This is a genomic window from Parasphingorhabdus sp., from assembly GCF_036963805.1.
GTDB lineage: Bacteria > Pseudomonadota > Alphaproteobacteria > Sphingomonadales > Sphingomonadaceae > Parasphingorhabdus.
Genome location: NZ_JBALUN010000001.1, coordinates 323955 through 339468, shown reverse-complemented (window position 1 = coordinate 339468; position 15514 = coordinate 323955). Strand labels below are relative to the sequence as shown.

Sequence of the window (15514 nt, the reverse complement as noted above, 5' to 3'; positions counted from 1 at the left end):
TAATGAAGAGAAAAAATCTAACCGGGCCTGTGGATTGGAAATAAGTTTATGTTCGCTGGAATTGGCATCGTTGTCCTACTCGTCATGGTTTTTGGCGTATTCGCGCTATCCGGCGGCGATATGGGCGTGGTTCTTCATGCTCTTCCCATCGAAATGGGTATCATCGGCGGCTCCGCAGTCGGCGCGCTGATCATTGGTAATAATGGCGCGCAGCTTAAAGCGTTGCTCGGCGGCTTTGGTAAAGTTTTTAAAGGCCCAACCTACGTCAAGCAGGATTTTATGGATTGCATATTACTGGTCTCAAAGCTGAACAAAATCCTAAAAAGCGAAGGGCCCGTCGCACTTGAACCGCATATTGAGGACCCTAAAGCCTCTCCGATATTCAGCGAATATCCCAAATTGTTAAAAGACGACGCGTTGATCCACTTGATCGCCGATAGCTTGCGGCTGGTTGTTGTTTCTTCGGGAACACTTGATCCACACGCGGTCGAAGATGTCATGGATCAGTCGATCAAAGTCCATCATCATGAAGCTATTGCTCCGGCCGACAACCTGCAGGGTCTGGCCGATGCCCTGCCCGCTTTGGGCATTGTTGCTGCTGTTTTAGGCATTATCAAAGTCATGGGCTCAATCGATAAACCTCCGGCAATATTGGGCGGTATGATCGGCTCTGCACTCGTCGGAACTTTCCTCGGCGTTTTGCTAGCCTATGGCTTGGTAGGACCCATAGCAAATCGCGTGCGTTCCATTATTGAGAGCGATGCGAGTATTTATCATGTGGCAAAACAGCTGATCATTGCGAACCTGCATGGACATCCACAGCCACTGATTATCGAAGCAGCCCGGACCAGCTTGCAGCATGCAAACCAACCGAGCTTCGCTGATGTTTTTGATGCAGTACGGGCGCGTTAATCCATGGCCAAAAAACCAGTAGAACCAGTTCGCCCCATTATCGTCAAACGGATCATCGTGGAAGGTCATGGTGGTCATCACGGCGGTGCATGGAAAGTGGCTTATGCTGACTTTGTGACGGCCATGATGGCATTTTTCTTGCTGATGTGGCTGCTTGGCGCCACCGAAGAAAAACAGCGCAAGGGTATCGCGGATTATTTCGCCCCCACAATCGCAAATGTTAAGCGGGACAGTGCTGGCGGCCGAGGAATGTTCGGCGGTTCATCGGTTACTGATCCAGATAAATATCCGCACAAAGCAAATCGCGCGATTCCCAGCGAAAACATCTCGCCGCAAGAAGAAGCGAGCAAAAAGGATGAACGCAATCGGAAGTCCATACCTGAAACGGTAACAGCCAAGGAATTCGAAAAGCGCGTCCGTGAACAGCTCCGGAAAAACCCGGAAACAGCAAAATTGCTATCCAACGTCCGCTTTACCGATACAAAAGAAGGTCTTCGGATCGATATTGTTGATGAAGCCGATTTCAGTATGTTTGCCTCGGCAACCAATAACTTGCAATCGCGTGCGGCAGAGCTGATCGGGCAAGTTGCCAAAATCATTGCGACTGTCGACAATGAGCTGATCATTAGAGGTCATACCGACAGCATCCCTTATGCCAGCGGGCAAAGCATGAATAACTGGTTGCTATCCTCTGCAAGAGCAGAAGCGACGAGGCAGAAGCTGGTCGAACAAGGCGTCCCAATGAACCGCATGGCCCGGATTGAAGGCGTCGCAGACACCGAACCCTATAATCCTGACGAACCCATGGATGACAGAAATCGGCGCATTTCTATAACTCTGAAGAAGTAAAAATACCTTTCTTCTCAGAATACGCACCGAACTAAAACCATATTGGCGATAATATGGACCAATCCTCCCAGATTGGTCTGAAAATGAATTGCTATTCAGGCCACCGGTTCGGATAACAGTAGGTGAAAGCGTAATCTTTCTGCCAAAGTCATCTCAACCCCCGCAGGTTGCGGCTTTGACAAACGTAGCGCACCTGGTCTGCGTTGTTACGATTGGGCGGGGTGATTATTCACCCTGCCCATTTGTCATTTACAGACCTTTAAAAATGCTATCCTTCTGTAAAAGACCGATCATTTCGCTACAATCGACGGATTGGCGACGCCAATCTTCATGACGGCATGTCATAGGCGCCAAACCCACTTGCAGATGTCGCGGATAAAAGAACAGGGCAATAAACTTTCGCCTATTCCCCTGTTCCTTATATTGACTGCTGAAGCTTCTTATTGGCCGCTGTAAAACAGCCTTACCCTTTCTTCACGAAAATATTCGCGAAAGAACAACTCATCGATTGGAATAAATTAGAACGTTATTGCGCCCCTTGGATTTCGCTTCATATAATGCCAAATCCGCTTTTCTAAGAATGGCGCGCTTTGTATCAGATTCCAAACATTCTGCGACGCCAGCGGAAAAAGTTATCGTACCCAAAGGCTTCCCAGATGCCGCGTCAATAAGTCGACGGCGCGAGAGGTTCTCGCGGCATTCATCAACGATCCGGCAAGCTTTCTCGATCGTTTCATCTTCAAAGATAATGGCGAATTCCTCGCCACCATAGCGAGACGCATGACATTTACCGTTAGATATGGAAGACAATTCATCCGCAATGAGCCTTAGAACGCGGTCCCCGCATTCATGCCCGAATGTGTCATTTACCTTCTTAAAATGGTCAATATCTAAGAAAGCTAGACATAATGAATGGCCTAGCTCACGCTGATGCTCTTGCGCCTCATCCAATGTCCGTTCAAATTTCCGCCGGTTTGCCAATTTGGTAAGTTGATCAAAATCAGCTTCATTTTTGGCTCGCTTAAGTTCTTTTTGCAGGTTGGCTAGTTTCTTGTTAGTTTCAGAAATCTGCTCACGATTTTCCCGTGTCGATTCAACCATTAATTGTGAAAGATTGAGCAGCTTTTGGATTGCAATATCCATATCGCCTGACCGCAAGCGGATATTATCGGCCTGCTCGATCAAGTTACTCTCACATTGGAGCGTATTTTCATTACCGGTATCGATAATTTGCGTTGTCGACCGTATATGCTCCATCGCTTCCATGAGGATCTTATCGATCTGGACGCCAATATCGGACCGCAAATACTTATCATATAGTTCCTGAGCAGAGACATTGTTCAAACGCCCTGCAGAGGACAGTCCCAGTATCTCGTTTTTCAGGCCATGCTTACCTCCGCAAACATATTCCCAAGCCAACTCAAGATTATAGGGTGAGAGGGAGAGATTATGCTGCCGAATGAAGCTCGCAATCGCGAAAATCGGGGTTTGCTTGCCATCATCGCCTTCTACACAAACCGGACACTGTTCATTGCCATCGCCGTCGCGGAAATATTGTTCGAGTATGTTCTTAATATCTATTTTCACTTCATGCTCTCAATCTGGTTTTTGGCATCCTGTTATATGCGTCCAGCGCTGCGACTTTGTAGGCTTCGGCCAATGTTGGAAAATTGAAAACCGTGTCCGACAAATATTCTATGCCGCCATTTAGGTTGAGGACAGCTTGGCCAATATGGATAAGTTCGGTCGCCCCTTCCCCTACGATATGGACGCCCAGCAATTTTCCATCATTCAGATCAAAAATACATTTCAGCATGCCCTTGCAATTGCCCAATATATGTCCGCGTGATGTTTCTTGGAATCTGGCAATACCAATTTCCACCTGCGTTCCATTTCCGCGTGCTTCATCTTCCGTAAGACCAATGCTAGCAATTTCAGGAATGGAATAAATACCCAGTGGAAAGCTATCCTCAGAGCAGCGGATAGGATGGTTAAACGCATGACAGGCTGCCAGTCGGCCTTGCTCCATCGATGTCGATGCGAGTGCCGGAAAACCAATAATGTCGCCGGCCGCATAGATATGCGGTTGTGCCGTCTGGAGCGTTTTTTGATCCACCACTAATCGCCCGCGGTTATCCGCTTCAATCCCGATCTTCTCCAATCCAAGCTTGTCCACCGCGCCAATACGACCAGCGGTAAAGAGCAGCATTTCCGCCCGAATTTGACGTCCATCATCCAGTTCAACATGCGGACTGCCGTTTTTGTCCAATTCGATATTCTTAATCGTCCGGCCAAGGCGCAGGCTGATCCCGCGTTCAGCGAGTTGATGTGCAAAATTCGACACGATGTCACGGTCGATAAATTCCAGTATATTTTCCCGCGCTTCGACCACCGTGACCGGAATTTCGAGCGTCGAAAATATCGTCGCATATTCCAGGCCAATAACGCCGCCGCCAACCACTATAATGGATTTCGGCATCGGCATATTGGCCGCGATAGAATCGCTATCTACGACGCTGGTGCCATTGAAGGGGATATGGCTCGGTCGGTAAGGCTTTGTCCCCACCGCGATCAGAAATTTTTCTGCCGTAACAGTATAGCTTGTCGTCTTTCCTTGAACAGATTGCGACACAGCCAATTTATTAGGACCCGTAAATCTCGCCCGGCCTTTTAGTGTCTCAATATTGTTGCGGGATAGCTGATTGTCAATCACCTCGACTTCGTCACATAAAGTTGTCGAGAGCCGCGACGAGATTGATTGCCGCGTAGCATCTGAACTGTCGCGCTGGCGCCCTGACTTGAAATGCTGATCCCTCCATCCGGTTGCAGACAGGACGGATTCCCGGATCGTTTTCGATGGCAAAGTGCCCGTGTGTACAGACACGCCACCTATTTTCTTTTGATCATCAACAATAGCGACCGACTTACCTAGCTTCGACGCTTGTATAGCGGCTCTGCGTCCAGCGGGACCGCCTCCAATTACTACGAAATCATAATCATATTCAGTCATGCATTTCCCTCCCGTTCCATGGTTAACGGTGACGAAGAGAAACATTAATCCCAAAGCAGAGATATCAGCGAAAAATGGTAGAAAAACAGAACTATTATCTATCGAATCATTAGTGAAGAAGATGGTCAATATTGGCGCGCCAATTTGGGACATAACCAAATAAATTGTTAAATTAGATAATAACTTTATCATTTTTGTTGATAAAGCAAGAAGTTGTAATTATGTGACCTGAGCTTAACGACTGTAACCATTCGTTACATTGGTGCGAAAACACTAATAGAAATTAGATATAATCCAGTTCCACTGACGCAAGAAAGGCACTGTCGATCAATATGAATGATAGCAAAATCGACATGCTCAGTCTTGTTGAGAAACTCGAGAATATGCTATCCATACTGGATGATAGCGGACACCCGATTGCGGCCATTAAAGTGGAAGAAGCTATTAATGCTTTAAAACAAGCTGAAGATCGGAAAGAAAAATCCGAGCATGATAGCTGATTTCAACTTTTACTGAATTTCGTAAATCATCAATATACAGCTTTTAATCATTTCTTTCCGTTCGAAATTGCAATCCCGAATACTGATATCTGATATCCTGTTATCAAGGGACATACCTGAATCAGCAAAGCTGTCCGGTCGAATTTCAATCCGCTTTTGTATGTTCACACTGGCAACAGCTGTACCAACGGACATTCCTTTTGGGGCATGGTAATCCTTGGCCTTTGCAGGGACCAACATCAAAATGATCAAGATACTCGCGGCCGCAGGTTTCAATCTTATGGTACGAAATAATGCCAGTCGATCAATGATAATCACACGCCCCCCCCCATGCTTCAATGGTTCAGGGTCGTTGACGGTCATTTTAACATGGATTTAAGATGCGGCAACGCAAATTTTTGTCTGTATCTTTTTTAAAAATTGGAGCTAACCGGACTGGTATGAAGCCTTAAGAACCTAGAAATCCGCGATTGCATCGAGATATCCTATGCACTCAGCGCGTGCATCGTCGGTCAAACAGATGCAGTCCGTGCTATGCTTTTCACAAATTGTCACATAATCATTCTCAATAAAAACGGAAATCCATCGCGATGCTATGGCAGGCGTGGTTGACAGCCCTGCAAACAAGGCCGCTTTAGAGACACACTGATGCTTCTCCGTCGCTATATAAATTTCAAGTAGTAGCTCCCAAGCAGGGTCTCCAAATATTGCGTTATTAGGAAAGAAAAGACTTCTTTTACGCTGCATCATCAGAAATCTTCGAGCGCGATCGATATGCTTGTCGAGAGTTTGATCGGTCATAGAATCTTCATCTTTCGAAAACTCGACCATTTATTGCCGGCGATAATGATATGATCATGTAAAATTATTTCTAGTTCACGACATAAAGTCTTGATCAATATCGTAAATTTAATGTCGGACTGGCTCGGCTGGGTATTCCCCGCAGGATGGTTGTGCACCAATATGATCCCACTAGCATTCAACTCCAAGGCACGTTTCAATATACATCGCGGTTGCACAATAATTCTACGCGGTGAACCACTTCCAAACTGCTGATCATCAAGCAGATGGTTCGCATTATCTAGGAACAGAACCCGCATGGTTTCGGTTGCCAAAGATGCCATGCTGCCTTGCAAATATCTAATCAATTTTTCGTCCGTGGCCGAAACTAGCTTTTTTGGCAGATCATTATGTAATTGTGCCATGAGCAGCCGTTCAGTAGCCATCAACAAATTTATCACGGCGTCGTGCGACCCTATTATACGCCGTAATGCCTCTTCCGATTCCGATAATATCCGACCAATAGAACCGAATTCCGTCAAAAGCGCATCCGATAACGCGATGGCCTTTTCAGGGACCACCGATGCTATCAGCTGCGCCAGGACGGATCGATCCCGTTGATCGTCAATCTGCGCTGATGACAATAAGTTCCTATCGCCAGAATTATCAACAAGGGATAAGAAGAAGCGACTTGCATTATAAAATATGCCTGCGGATGTATGGACACATCCATCAATTTCGCTAAATGCCCGACCAGTGCGATTGTTTGTAGCGAGACTACGCATAGCGGCCAGAACCTTCTTGCCCGCAATGAGACAGCAAAAAATGCAAGCCAAATGAGAAGATCGATGACCAGGTGCCCCGGATCCATTTCGGCATATTCTGCCGGTGTAATCGAATGGACGGAGTGGTCCAAAACCCACGCTGCAAAGTAAGAAATTGCAATTGTACGTTCTGGCGCCCCACCCCGCCACAGAGCATAAAGGGAACACGAAAAAAATAAGAAATAAAATACAGCAAATCGCATTCCCCACAAGGACCATGATAGGTCATCTTAGTCAACATTTTGCGTGTTCAGGCTACGATTGAAAGATGTTTATCTTCTCTTTTTGCAGCTTGAGCGGGGGGACATTCATGGTCAGGGAATCCAGCATATTCTGTACCAAGCTTCTTCAATTCACCATGTACGCGCAAGACGTCACTGCTGGCGTCAACAAGAGTCATTTGTGCTTTGGCAAGACGCAGGATCGCTGCTTGGCCGGTAGAAGCAGGTACGCCGGTGTTAAGACGGGCTTTTACCAGCGTAGACATAAGGTCGGCGACGGATAGAAGTGCTTGGTCAATGCTATATTCAGTGTGCGGCATATCTTGCCCGATTTGGTCCGTGGCTTTCTTGATTTCGTAAGACATAAGATTCCCTTTCCGCGAAACGCGAATTTCATTAGGTTAAATTTGCGGTAGGTCTGGTGCCGGTTTAGCCGGCCAGCAGACCTGAAAGAGACTGGGAAACTGACAGGCCGATTAAAACAATTGCCAAAATGCCGATGGTCATACCGACGATAAGAGCAAGTCGCTGAACGGTCCCCAGATTATCTCCCGGTTCCTTAAAAGCTTGCAACCAATGATCGGACTCATGAGTGGAGTTGAAACCGTATGGTACGGCAGCTTCTTCCAACATGAACGGTTCAGGTTGTTCGCCCTGAGAAGCTTTTGCAGTCATTTCGGGTTCAGATGGAAGATAGGCTGGATCATATATGATCCGATCATAGGTCCCAGAAACGCGCGCATAAACGATAGCTGCCTCGTCACGGGTCGCCACGTCCAGCGTACGCCGTGCGCTGTCGAGCCTCTGATCCACAGCTGGCTTGGATATATCCAACACTCGCGCAATTTCTTTTGATGATTTACGCAGGACAACAAGATGCAGGCATTCGCGCTGCTTCTCAGTCAGTTTTGCCACACGTGCGGCTTCATTTTCAAATTGGCCCACTTGCATACCCCACTATACGCTTTCAGTATAGTTTCGAACATGGCTCTAGGCAACCAGCCAAAAAACTTAACCCAATTTCTTACAAAGCTCGATAAGATATATTTGCTGCTCAAATGCTTTATTATACTGTCGTCGGAAGGTAACAAAACTTATCAACGGATAACAACATTGTATATTTGACCGCGCTGATATAGTATCAATTTATATAATATTGCCGCGTTCGATGTCCTTGTTCGTTCAGAGACACCGACACTAATTAAAAATATAGCTTTCCTATTTGGATTTGGGTTCGTCAAAAACATTGGACAATATGTGATGAAGAATTTGGAACAAATAGACCAAACGAGCAGCGAGCCGCAATCGTTAGAGATCATAGCGGTGCTACGACAGATGTTGAACCAACTTGATGCATTGGAACTCACTGTGCCGGCGATCAAAGTTGCAGAAGCGATTGATATTTTGAAACAGGCTCAGGGCTTTACCGAGAGCGATTTACAGTAGCTTCAATCAAACAAAATTAAAAAAGTCAGATTCGCTGTTAATCCGGATTTGAAAGACCCGTAAACCTTATTAGGCACTAGAAACTGCCTGAATTTGTTAAGCCTCGCATTAATCATCCCCACAATGAGCGGTGCGTTTAACACGAATTGGGAAGGGGCGATTTCTGTCTGCTGGTCCTTACTGGGTCGCCCCTTTCTCCAATTCATTACCCAATCATGATCTGGAAATGCTTAGACAGCAGACAAGAATTTTCCGTTAGGATATTATTTCCCGTGGGTAGAAGGTCGCTTATTAATCTGCGAGGCCTTCCCAAGCTTCCTTAATCTTCGAAAAAAATCCACTGCTGTTCGGACTTTCATCGCCTGTCTCAGTCGCCTGGAATTCACGTAATAATTCTTTTTGCTTGGATGACAGCTTGGTCGGCGTTTCAACTTCTATCTGGACCACCATATCTCCGTTGCCACGTGCTCGCAGAGCCGGCATGCCGGCACCTCGCTGGCGTATTTGTTTGCCGGACTGGATTCCTGGCGGAATGCGGATTTGATGTTTGATGCCATCGAGGCCAGGGATAACAATCTCCCCGCCGAGCGCCGCTACCGAAAAACTAATCGGAGCGCGGGTAAACAAGGTCGTACCCTCGCGCTCAAAAATATCGTGACGGGCCAGATGGATGAAAATATAGAGATCACCCGATGGAGCGCCGCGTGCCCCGGCCTCGCCCTTTCCGGTCAACCGGATACGCGTTCCACTATCTACGCCAGCCGGTATTTCAACATCCAGCGTCTGCGGCCTGTCGATCCGACCTTCGCCCATGCAGACGTGGCACGGGCTCTCGATGACTTCACCGCGACCCTGACAGCTTGCACAAGTACGCTCGACCACGAAAAACCCTTGTTGCGCACGAACTTTGCCGTGGCCGTGACAGGTCACACAGGTTTTAACTCCGGTTCCCTGTTCAGCGCCTGAACCATCACATTCATCGCAGCCGACAGAAACATCTATTTCAATTTCTGTCTGCTTGCCGTGGAATGCGTCTTCCAGCGTAATTTCCATATCGTAGCGCAGGTCGGCACCACGCGCAGCACCGCGTTGTTGCTGTCCGCCACCAAAGCCGCCACCGCCGCCGCCAAAAATTGTCTCAAAAATATCGCCGATATCGTTAAACGCCGCACCGCCGCCGAAGCCGCCGCCGCCGGCATTATTGCCGCCGCCATTGGTGAAAGCCGCATGACCATATTGGTCATAAGCTGCGCGCTTTTGCGGGTCCTTCAGAACCTCATAAGCTTCACTAATCGATTTGAATTTCGCTTCAGCTGCAGCATCACCCGGATTTTTATCCGGATGAAATCTCATCGCCAATTTACGATAGGATGTTTTGAGCGTCGCACCATCACAGCCGCGTTCGACCTCAAGCTGCTGATAATAGTCTATTTCGGTAGTCATTAATTTGCTTCCCCCGAAGCCATACTGATACTCCGTTCAGGCCGCACCTGCCGAAGCCTCTGGCACTCGCCCTGCAAAAAAATCAGGGTGAGTGCCAGTGGGTGAATTTTACTTACTCTGCTGCTTTCGTGTCGTCATCAGACTTAGCATTGTCAGAATCGTCGACCTCAGAAAATTCTGCATCAACAACATCGTCATCCGCCTTAGCGGCTGCGTCGGCTGCGGCTGCATCTGCAGCATCGCCGCCAGCAGCTTGCTCGGCTTCATAGATTTTCTGACCCATTTGCATGGAGACTTGTGCCAGAGCTTCCGACTTGGTCTTCATCGCTTCCGGATCACCGCTTTCGATAGCTTCTTTGGTTTCCGTCATGGCGGCTTCTATCTGGCCTTTCAAATCGGCATCAATCTTGTCACCATGTTCGGACAATTGCTTTTCAGTCGTATGAACAAGGCTTTCAGCATTATTTTTGGCTTCTGCCTCTGCACGCCGCTTTTTGTCTTCTTCAGCAAATTTCTCTGCGTCCTGAACCATCTGATCAATATCATTATCGGTCAGACCACCAGAAGCCTGGATCTTGATCTGCTGTTCTTTGCCGGTGCCTTTGTCCTTTGCCGAAACATTGACGATGCCGTTCGCATCAATATCAAACGTCACGTCAATCTGCGGAACACCGCGCGGTGCTGGCGGAATACCAACCAGATCGAAATTGCCGAGCATTTTATTGTCGGCAGCCATTTCACGTTCGCCTTGGAATACGCGAATAGTAACAGCACCCTGATTATCATCAGCAGTCGAATAGACTTGCGACTTTTTCGTCGGGATGGTCGTGTTACGATCAATCATACGGGTGAAGACACCGCCGAGGGTTTCGATACCCAATGACAATGGCGTCACGTCCAAGAGCAGCACGTCTTTCACATCGCCCTGCAAAACGCCGGCCTGAATGGCTGCGCCCATGGCAACTACTTCGTCAGGGTTCACACCGGTATGTGGTTCTTTACCGAAAAATTCCTGAACAGTTTCACGAACCTTAGGCATACGGGTCATGCCGCCAACCATCACAACATCGTCAATTTCCGATGCGCTAATGCCAGCGTCTTTAAGCGCCTTCTTACAAGGATCAAGTGTCCGCTTGATCAGGTCACCAACCAGCTTTTCAAGGTCAGAGCGCGTGATCGATTTGACCAGATGCTTTGGACCATTTTGGTCAGCAGTGATAAATGGCAGGTTGATCTCGGTGGTTTGGGCGGAAGACAATTCAATCTTCGCTTTTTCCGCTGCTTCTTTCAAACGTTGGAGCGCCAGCTTGTCCTTGGTCAGGTCAATGCTCTCTGCTTTCTGAAAATCTTCAGCAAGAAATTCGACCAGCTTGGCGTCAAAATCTTCGCCGCCGAGGAAGGTGTCACCATTGGTGGACTTCACTTCAAAGACGCCGTCACCAATTTCAAGGACCGAGATATCAAACGTACCGCCACCAAGGTCATAAACCGCGATGGTTTTGCCGTCATTTTTATCAAGTCCGTAAGCCAAAGCCGCAGCAGTTGGTTCGTTGATAATGCGCAAGACTTCGAGGCCAGAAATCTTACCGGCATCTTTCGTCGCTTGACGCTGAGCATCATTAAAATAGGCAGGAACCGTGATAACAGCCTGCGTCACCGTCTCGCCAAGATAGCTCTCGGCGGTTTCTTTCATTTTCTGAAGCGTGAAGGCAGAAATCTGCGCGGGAGAATAATCTTCACCGCCAGCTTTCACCCATGCATCGCCATTGGAGCCTTTGACGATTTCATAAGGGACCAGCTTCATATCTTTCTTGGTCATCGGATCATCAAAGCGGCGCCCGATCAGGCGCTTAACCGCAAAGATGGTGCTTTCCGGATTGGTGACCGCCTGGCGCTTAGCCGGCTGTCCGATAAGACGTTCGCCGTCTTTCGCAAAAGCGACAACTGACGGTGTTGTCCGTGCGCCTTCTGAATTTTCAATAACCTTCGGCTTGCCGCCGTCCATAACGGCAACACAGCTGTTGGTGGTGCCCAAATCAATACCGATAACTTTAGCCATTTTTCCCTCAATTCAATTTTCAAATATTTTCTATAATAAGCAAAATAACCGCTCGGCCCTTTTCTATTGGCACCGTTACGGCTTCGAAATTGGATATAGGGGGCATTTTCTTTGGGACAAGCCTTGGCACAAGCTGATAGACACTGTAGATATTAAAAAAGCATGCGATTGACGCCAAATTCAGGAGTTTTCAGCCAATCATGAAGAAACAGCTTTCGATATTTTTTGCTGGCCTCGCCGCAATTTTTTTAACGTCCTGTGGTCAAGGCGACGTTCTTTATGTCAGTGATGTGGTGGTCAATCTATCCCCAGTCGACGGGAATCCGTCCTCTGGCTACGCCAGAATCCATGGCGGAACAGAAGATGTTACGTTGATCAGTGTAACGGCTGATGATGTCATGCGCATGGAAATGCATGAAACTGTTGAAGAAGACGGCATGGCGAAAATGCAACATATGGAAAAGGTGCTGATCCCGGCTGGCAAGGATGTGAAATTTGAACCGGGCGGCAAACATCTTATGATCTGGGGCATCGGCGGCGGATCGGTTGCTCAAGGCACATTGAAAATGATCTTCATGTTCTCCAATGATGACCGCATTCAGGTGAACGCCGTCATCAATAAAGTCGGTACACCGGCTGCAGACACCAAAAAAGCAGACAAGCCGGAATAAGTGCCAGAACAAGTAAAAGCCAAAACCATATCGGCGCGTCTGCTTTCTAAAGCGGAGGTGATTTTATGCCAATCCGTATTCGGTGACAGGATCGATTATTCTCTGGTCCAGATATACAATCGCAAATGGTGGCCCTTTCATCCCAAGCGCGTAACCATGGCGCCTGATGGAAATCTATGGTTTCATCCCGAGGGCGGCCTGTTCCGGCATGATTATAGCCAAGCAGACCTTAATCTGCAGGGATTGTTCATTCATGAAATGGTCCATGTCTGGCAACATCAAGAAGGCGTATTCCTTCCCCTCGCCCGGCATCCCTTCTGCCGCTATGACTATCAACTGGTGCCCGGCAAGCCGTTTGAAAATTATGGTATTGAACAGCAGGCAGAAATTGTCCGGCATGATTTTATGCTGAGACATGGCGCAAAGTTGAATAACGGATTTACACCGGACCAGTTTGTCGGACTGATCCCGTTTTAGCGGGCTTTTGTGGAAGAGAATGCGTGCGGGGCCCTAAGGCAGTAATCCAATCCGCTCGCGCATCGTCCAGCGCCCCAGCATCAGCACCGCGACAATTCCAAGTCCGCTGGCAAGCCCCGTCCAAACGCCCACGCCTTCCCAACCTTGCCAAAAGGCTAGACCAGCGCCCACACCAATGCCGATAAACCAATAGCCCATCAGTGCAAAAACCATCGGCACGGTGGTGTCATGCAGCCCGCGCAGCATCCCTGCAGAAACCACTTGCGCTCCATCCACAATCTGAAAAATAGCCGCAATGGCCAAAAAACTAACCGCTAGAGCCGCAACTTCTTCATTGCCCGGCGCCTTCGCATCGATGAAAATTGCAATAAGGAAATTAGGGGCGAGCAATAATATCATCGCCATCGCCGCCATGAATGACGTGCCTAACACAAAGCTTACCCAGCCAGCACGGGTGATACCGGCATGATCGCGGCGACCATATTGGATACCGACGCGAACCGTAGCTGCCTGCGCTAAACCCATCGGCACCATAAACGTCAACGATGCAAGTTGCAGCGCAATCGCATGTGCCGCAACAGATTCAGCATTGATCAGGCCCATCAGCAACGCAGCGATACCAAAGATGGAACCTTCCAGTCCCATAGTCACGGCGATGGGCAAGCCCAATTTCCAAAGCTTGCGATAACGCTGCCAATCACTGCGCCAGAAACGGCCGAACAAATGATAGCGGCGAAAACGTTTGTGGAAAATAACCACCAGCGCCATGCCGCCAAACATCAGCACATTGGTCATCACACTGCCGATACCGGCACCAATCACGCCAAATTCAGGCACGCCGAATTTGCCAAAAATCAACGCATAGTTGAACAAGGCATTGGCCAAAACCGCAATCACGCTAATCACCAGCGACCAGACCGGCTGTTCCAAAGCCGAGACAAAATTTCGCAAGATTATAAAAAACAGAAATGGCAAGATCGACCACATATAAGCGGAGATATAGATCCCGGCATTGCGGGCAAGATCAGGTTGCTGGCCAAAGAAAAGCAATATGCTTTCGGTGTTCCAGAGCAACAGCCAGAAAGGTAATATAACGGTTGCCGCTGCCCACATGGCCTGCCGGAATGTCCGGCGAAGATCCCTTACGCTATGGCCCATGCGGCCAATTTCGCTCGCCATCATGGGGGCAGACGCGGTTATCAGTCCCATACAGAAAATCGCGCAGCTCATGGCGAGGTTAAAACCAAGCGTTGCGGCTGCCAATTCGCGCGCGCCTAGCCAGCCGATCATCAGCACATCGGTCGCACCAATTAAAGCCATAGTGAGATTGGAGAGTATAAGCGGCCAGGCAAGTTTCAGCGTGGTGTTCGCTTCGCGGCGCCACGGGTTGGGTGAAGGAAAAGAATACGCTGCGCTAGCCATAAAAGCCCGTTAGCTGAGCCTGCTGAACCGCGCTAGTGAAACCCTTCGTTTCGATACAAATCTATTTGGTAAAAGAAGTAAGAGGCCGTCAATCCTGAGCCTGCCGAAGGGCGTTTCAAAGTCAAGCATCACATGCCACCCTGCGACAGGCTCAGGGTTAACAGAACTTATCTGAAGGATTAGGCACCGATAATTGCGGTTTGCACTTTAGGATCAGACCCTAAGCGCAAACCATTAACACCAATTAGCGAGGGTAACCCGGCTTACCGCGGCAATCTTCATCCAGCTTGCCATAGCGGTCATAACCATCACAGCGATCATTTTTGTCTACAAAATAGCCTGCCGCCGCACCGGCCGCAGCACCAATTGCAGCGCCTTTGATGGCGTCATCTGTGTCGCCTGTAACCGCACCTATAATGCCGCCTGCGGCTGCACCAGCCGCAGCACCTTCGCCAGCATAGTTACTCGCGCAGGCCGTCAAAGATAGGGCAGACACGGCTGTAGCGGTAAAGACTGTAAGTTTTTTTGCCAATATTTGCATGATATGCTCCTGAAATAATCTGCCCCGCTGATCTTTCGTAAACGCGCCATTGCCGCTTTGGTTCCTGAAGCATCAAGATTTTTCAGATCACCTGCCGCAAACCGGACTGTCTTTCCTACACAGGCGAGTTGATGCTATAAGGTGCGTGCGCTTTCTCAATCATAATGATCTTAATTTTTAGATTTAGGTTCTGTCACTCCGTTTATGGCGTCCGGTTTATTATCGCTAGACTAGTGATATCAATCTGATCACCGAAATAGTTACTCCTGCACTTGTGCCCGGCATTACCGATACTACAAACAAGGGGTATCCTGTGAACTTCATCCCGGTATTTTGGACCAAAAATGGCGTTAGATTCT

General features: G+C 48.4%; 17 protein-coding genes. 6 read left to right on the top strand and 11 right to left on the bottom strand.

Translation table 11 applies throughout. The features are described 5' to 3' along the window. Positions 1-48: 48 nt before the first annotated feature. Positions 49-912, top strand: coding sequence for a flagellar motor stator protein MotA (motA, locus tag V7676_RS01645; protein WP_335657917.1), 864 nt, complete (start codon positions 49-51; stop codon positions 910-912). A gap of 3 nt (positions 913-915) precedes the next feature. Further along, positions 916-1761, top strand: a complete 846-nt coding sequence (locus tag V7676_RS01640) for a flagellar motor protein MotB (RefSeq protein WP_335657916.1) — start codon at positions 916-918, stop codon at positions 1759-1761. A gap of 501 nt (positions 1762-2262) precedes the next feature. Here V7676_RS01640 and V7676_RS01635 read toward each other — a convergent pair. After that, entirely contained in the window at positions 2263-3348 is a 1086-nt protein-coding gene (locus tag V7676_RS01635; RefSeq protein ID WP_335657915.1) for a GGDEF domain-containing protein, read from the bottom strand. 1 nt (position 3349) lies between these two features. Next, positions 3350-4771 carry a Si-specific NAD(P)(+) transhydrogenase gene (sthA, locus tag V7676_RS01630; protein ID WP_335657914.1) on the bottom strand — a complete coding sequence of 474 codons (1422 nt, stop codon included), beginning with the start codon at positions 4769-4771 and terminating at the stop codon, positions 3350-3352. 332 nt (positions 4772-5103) lie between these two features. Here sthA and V7676_RS01625 point away from each other — a divergent pair, with 332 nt between their 5' ends. Continuing rightward, the gene (locus tag V7676_RS01625; protein ID WP_335657913.1) at positions 5104-5271 is read left to right on the top strand and encodes a hypothetical protein; all 168 of its coding nucleotides are present in this window, start codon (positions 5104-5106) and stop codon (positions 5269-5271) included. Between the two features lie 9 nt (positions 5272-5280). Here V7676_RS01625 and V7676_RS01620 read toward each other — a convergent pair whose 3' ends face one another. The 5 genes from V7676_RS01620 to V7676_RS01600 form a co-directional block, all read right to left on the bottom strand. Next, positions 5281-5634 (bottom strand): hypothetical protein, encoded by a 354-nt coding sequence (locus V7676_RS01620; protein ID WP_335657912.1) that lies wholly within the window; start codon positions 5632-5634, stop codon positions 5281-5283. Positions 5635-5727: 93 nt separating this feature from the next. Further along, positions 5728-6072, bottom strand: a complete 345-nt coding sequence (locus V7676_RS01615; protein ID WP_335657911.1) for a hypothetical protein — start codon at positions 6070-6072, stop codon at positions 5728-5730. After that, positions 6069-6836, bottom strand: a complete 768-nt coding sequence (locus tag V7676_RS01610) for a JAB domain-containing protein (RefSeq protein ID WP_335657910.1) — start codon at positions 6834-6836, stop codon at positions 6069-6071. The genes V7676_RS01615 and V7676_RS01610 overlap by 4 nt, the downstream gene beginning before the upstream one ends. A gap of 289 nt (positions 6837-7125) precedes the next feature. After that, complete coding sequence (locus tag V7676_RS01605) at positions 7126-7461, bottom strand: hypothetical protein (RefSeq protein WP_335657909.1); 336 nt, start codon at positions 7459-7461, stop codon at positions 7126-7128. Positions 7462-7525: 64 nt separating this feature from the next. After that, positions 7526-8041 (bottom strand): sigma factor-like helix-turn-helix DNA-binding protein, encoded by a 516-nt coding sequence (locus V7676_RS01600; protein WP_335657908.1) that lies wholly within the window; start codon positions 8039-8041, stop codon positions 7526-7528. Positions 8042-8356: 315 nt separating this feature from the next. On the opposite strand from V7676_RS01600, the gene V7676_RS01595 reads away from it, so the two are divergent. Continuing rightward, positions 8357-8542: a hypothetical protein gene (locus V7676_RS01595; RefSeq protein WP_335657907.1), complete on the top strand. Its 186-nt coding sequence runs from the start codon at positions 8357-8359 to the stop codon at positions 8540-8542. Positions 8543-8833: 291 nt separating this feature from the next. On the opposite strand, the gene dnaJ is transcribed toward V7676_RS01595, so the two are convergent. Next, positions 8834-9985: a molecular chaperone DnaJ gene (gene dnaJ, locus V7676_RS01590; RefSeq protein WP_335657906.1), complete on the bottom strand. Its 1152-nt coding sequence runs from the start codon at positions 9983-9985 to the stop codon at positions 8834-8836. 112 nt (positions 9986-10097) lie between these two features. Beyond that, positions 10098-12044 carry a molecular chaperone DnaK gene (dnaK, locus tag V7676_RS01585; protein WP_335657905.1) on the bottom strand — a complete coding sequence of 649 codons (1947 nt, stop codon included), beginning with the start codon at positions 12042-12044 and terminating at the stop codon, positions 10098-10100. Positions 12045-12244: 200 nt separating this feature from the next. Between dnaK and V7676_RS01580 the strand changes: the two genes are divergently transcribed. Both V7676_RS01580 and V7676_RS01575 read left to right on the top strand, forming a co-directional pair. Continuing rightward, entirely contained in the window at positions 12245-12715 is a 471-nt protein-coding gene (locus tag V7676_RS01580; RefSeq protein WP_335657904.1) for a copper chaperone PCu(A)C, read from the top strand. A gap of 27 nt (positions 12716-12742) precedes the next feature. Continuing rightward, the gene (locus tag V7676_RS01575) at positions 12743-13192 is read left to right on the top strand and encodes a vgr related protein (RefSeq protein WP_335658881.1); all 450 of its coding nucleotides are present in this window, start codon (positions 12743-12745) and stop codon (positions 13190-13192) included. Between the two features lie 33 nt (positions 13193-13225). On the opposite strand, the gene V7676_RS01570 is transcribed toward V7676_RS01575, so the two are convergent. After that, entirely contained in the window at positions 13226-14614 is a 1389-nt protein-coding gene (locus V7676_RS01570) for an MATE family efflux transporter (protein ID WP_335657903.1), read from the bottom strand. A 244-nt stretch (positions 14615-14858) separates the two neighbouring features. After that, positions 14859-15155 carry a glycine zipper 2TM domain-containing protein gene (locus V7676_RS01565; RefSeq protein WP_335657902.1) on the bottom strand — a complete coding sequence of 99 codons (297 nt, stop codon included), beginning with the start codon at positions 15153-15155 and terminating at the stop codon, positions 14859-14861. Positions 15156-15514: the final 359 nt, after the last annotated feature.

Excerpts from the sequence above, each read along its gene's own strand:
- V7676_RS01580 (WP_335657904.1), top strand. The coding sequence starts at position 12,245 with ATGAAGAAACAGCTTTCGATATTTTTTGCTGGCCTCGCCGCAATTTTT.
- V7676_RS01570 (WP_335657903.1), bottom strand. The coding sequence starts at position 14,614 with ATGGCTAGCGCAGCGTATTCTTTTCCTTCACCCAACCCGTGGCGCCGC.
- motA (WP_335657917.1), top strand. The coding sequence starts at position 49 with ATGTTCGCTGGAATTGGCATCGTTGTCCTACTCGTCATGGTTTTTGGC.
- dnaJ (WP_335657906.1), bottom strand. The coding sequence starts at position 9,985 with ATGACTACCGAAATAGACTATTATCAGCAGCTTGAGGTCGAACGCGGC.
- V7676_RS01595 (WP_335657907.1), top strand. The coding sequence starts at position 8,357 with ATGAAGAATTTGGAACAAATAGACCAAACGAGCAGCGAGCCGCAATCG.
- V7676_RS01615 (WP_335657911.1), bottom strand. The coding sequence starts at position 6,072 with ATGACCGATCAAACTCTCGACAAGCATATCGATCGCGCTCGAAGATTT.
- dnaK (WP_335657905.1), bottom strand. The coding sequence starts at position 12,044 with ATGGCTAAAGTTATCGGTATTGATTTGGGCACCACCAACAGCTGTGTT.
- V7676_RS01620 (WP_335657912.1), bottom strand. The coding sequence starts at position 5,634 with ATGACCGTCAACGACCCTGAACCATTGAAGCATGGGGGGGGGCGTGTG.
- V7676_RS01625 (WP_335657913.1), top strand. The coding sequence starts at position 5,104 with ATGAATGATAGCAAAATCGACATGCTCAGTCTTGTTGAGAAACTCGAG.
- V7676_RS01565 (WP_335657902.1), bottom strand. The coding sequence starts at position 15,155 with ATGCAAATATTGGCAAAAAAACTTACAGTCTTTACCGCTACAGCCGTG.
- V7676_RS01640 (WP_335657916.1), top strand. The coding sequence starts at position 916 with ATGGCCAAAAAACCAGTAGAACCAGTTCGCCCCATTATCGTCAAACGG.
- sthA (WP_335657914.1), bottom strand. The coding sequence starts at position 4,771 with ATGACTGAATATGATTATGATTTCGTAGTAATTGGAGGCGGTCCCGCT.
- V7676_RS01605 (WP_335657909.1), bottom strand. The coding sequence starts at position 7,461 with ATGTCTTACGAAATCAAGAAAGCCACGGACCAAATCGGGCAAGATATG.
- V7676_RS01610 (WP_335657910.1), bottom strand. The coding sequence starts at position 6,836 with ATGCGTAGTCTCGCTACAAACAATCGCACTGGTCGGGCATTTAGCGAA.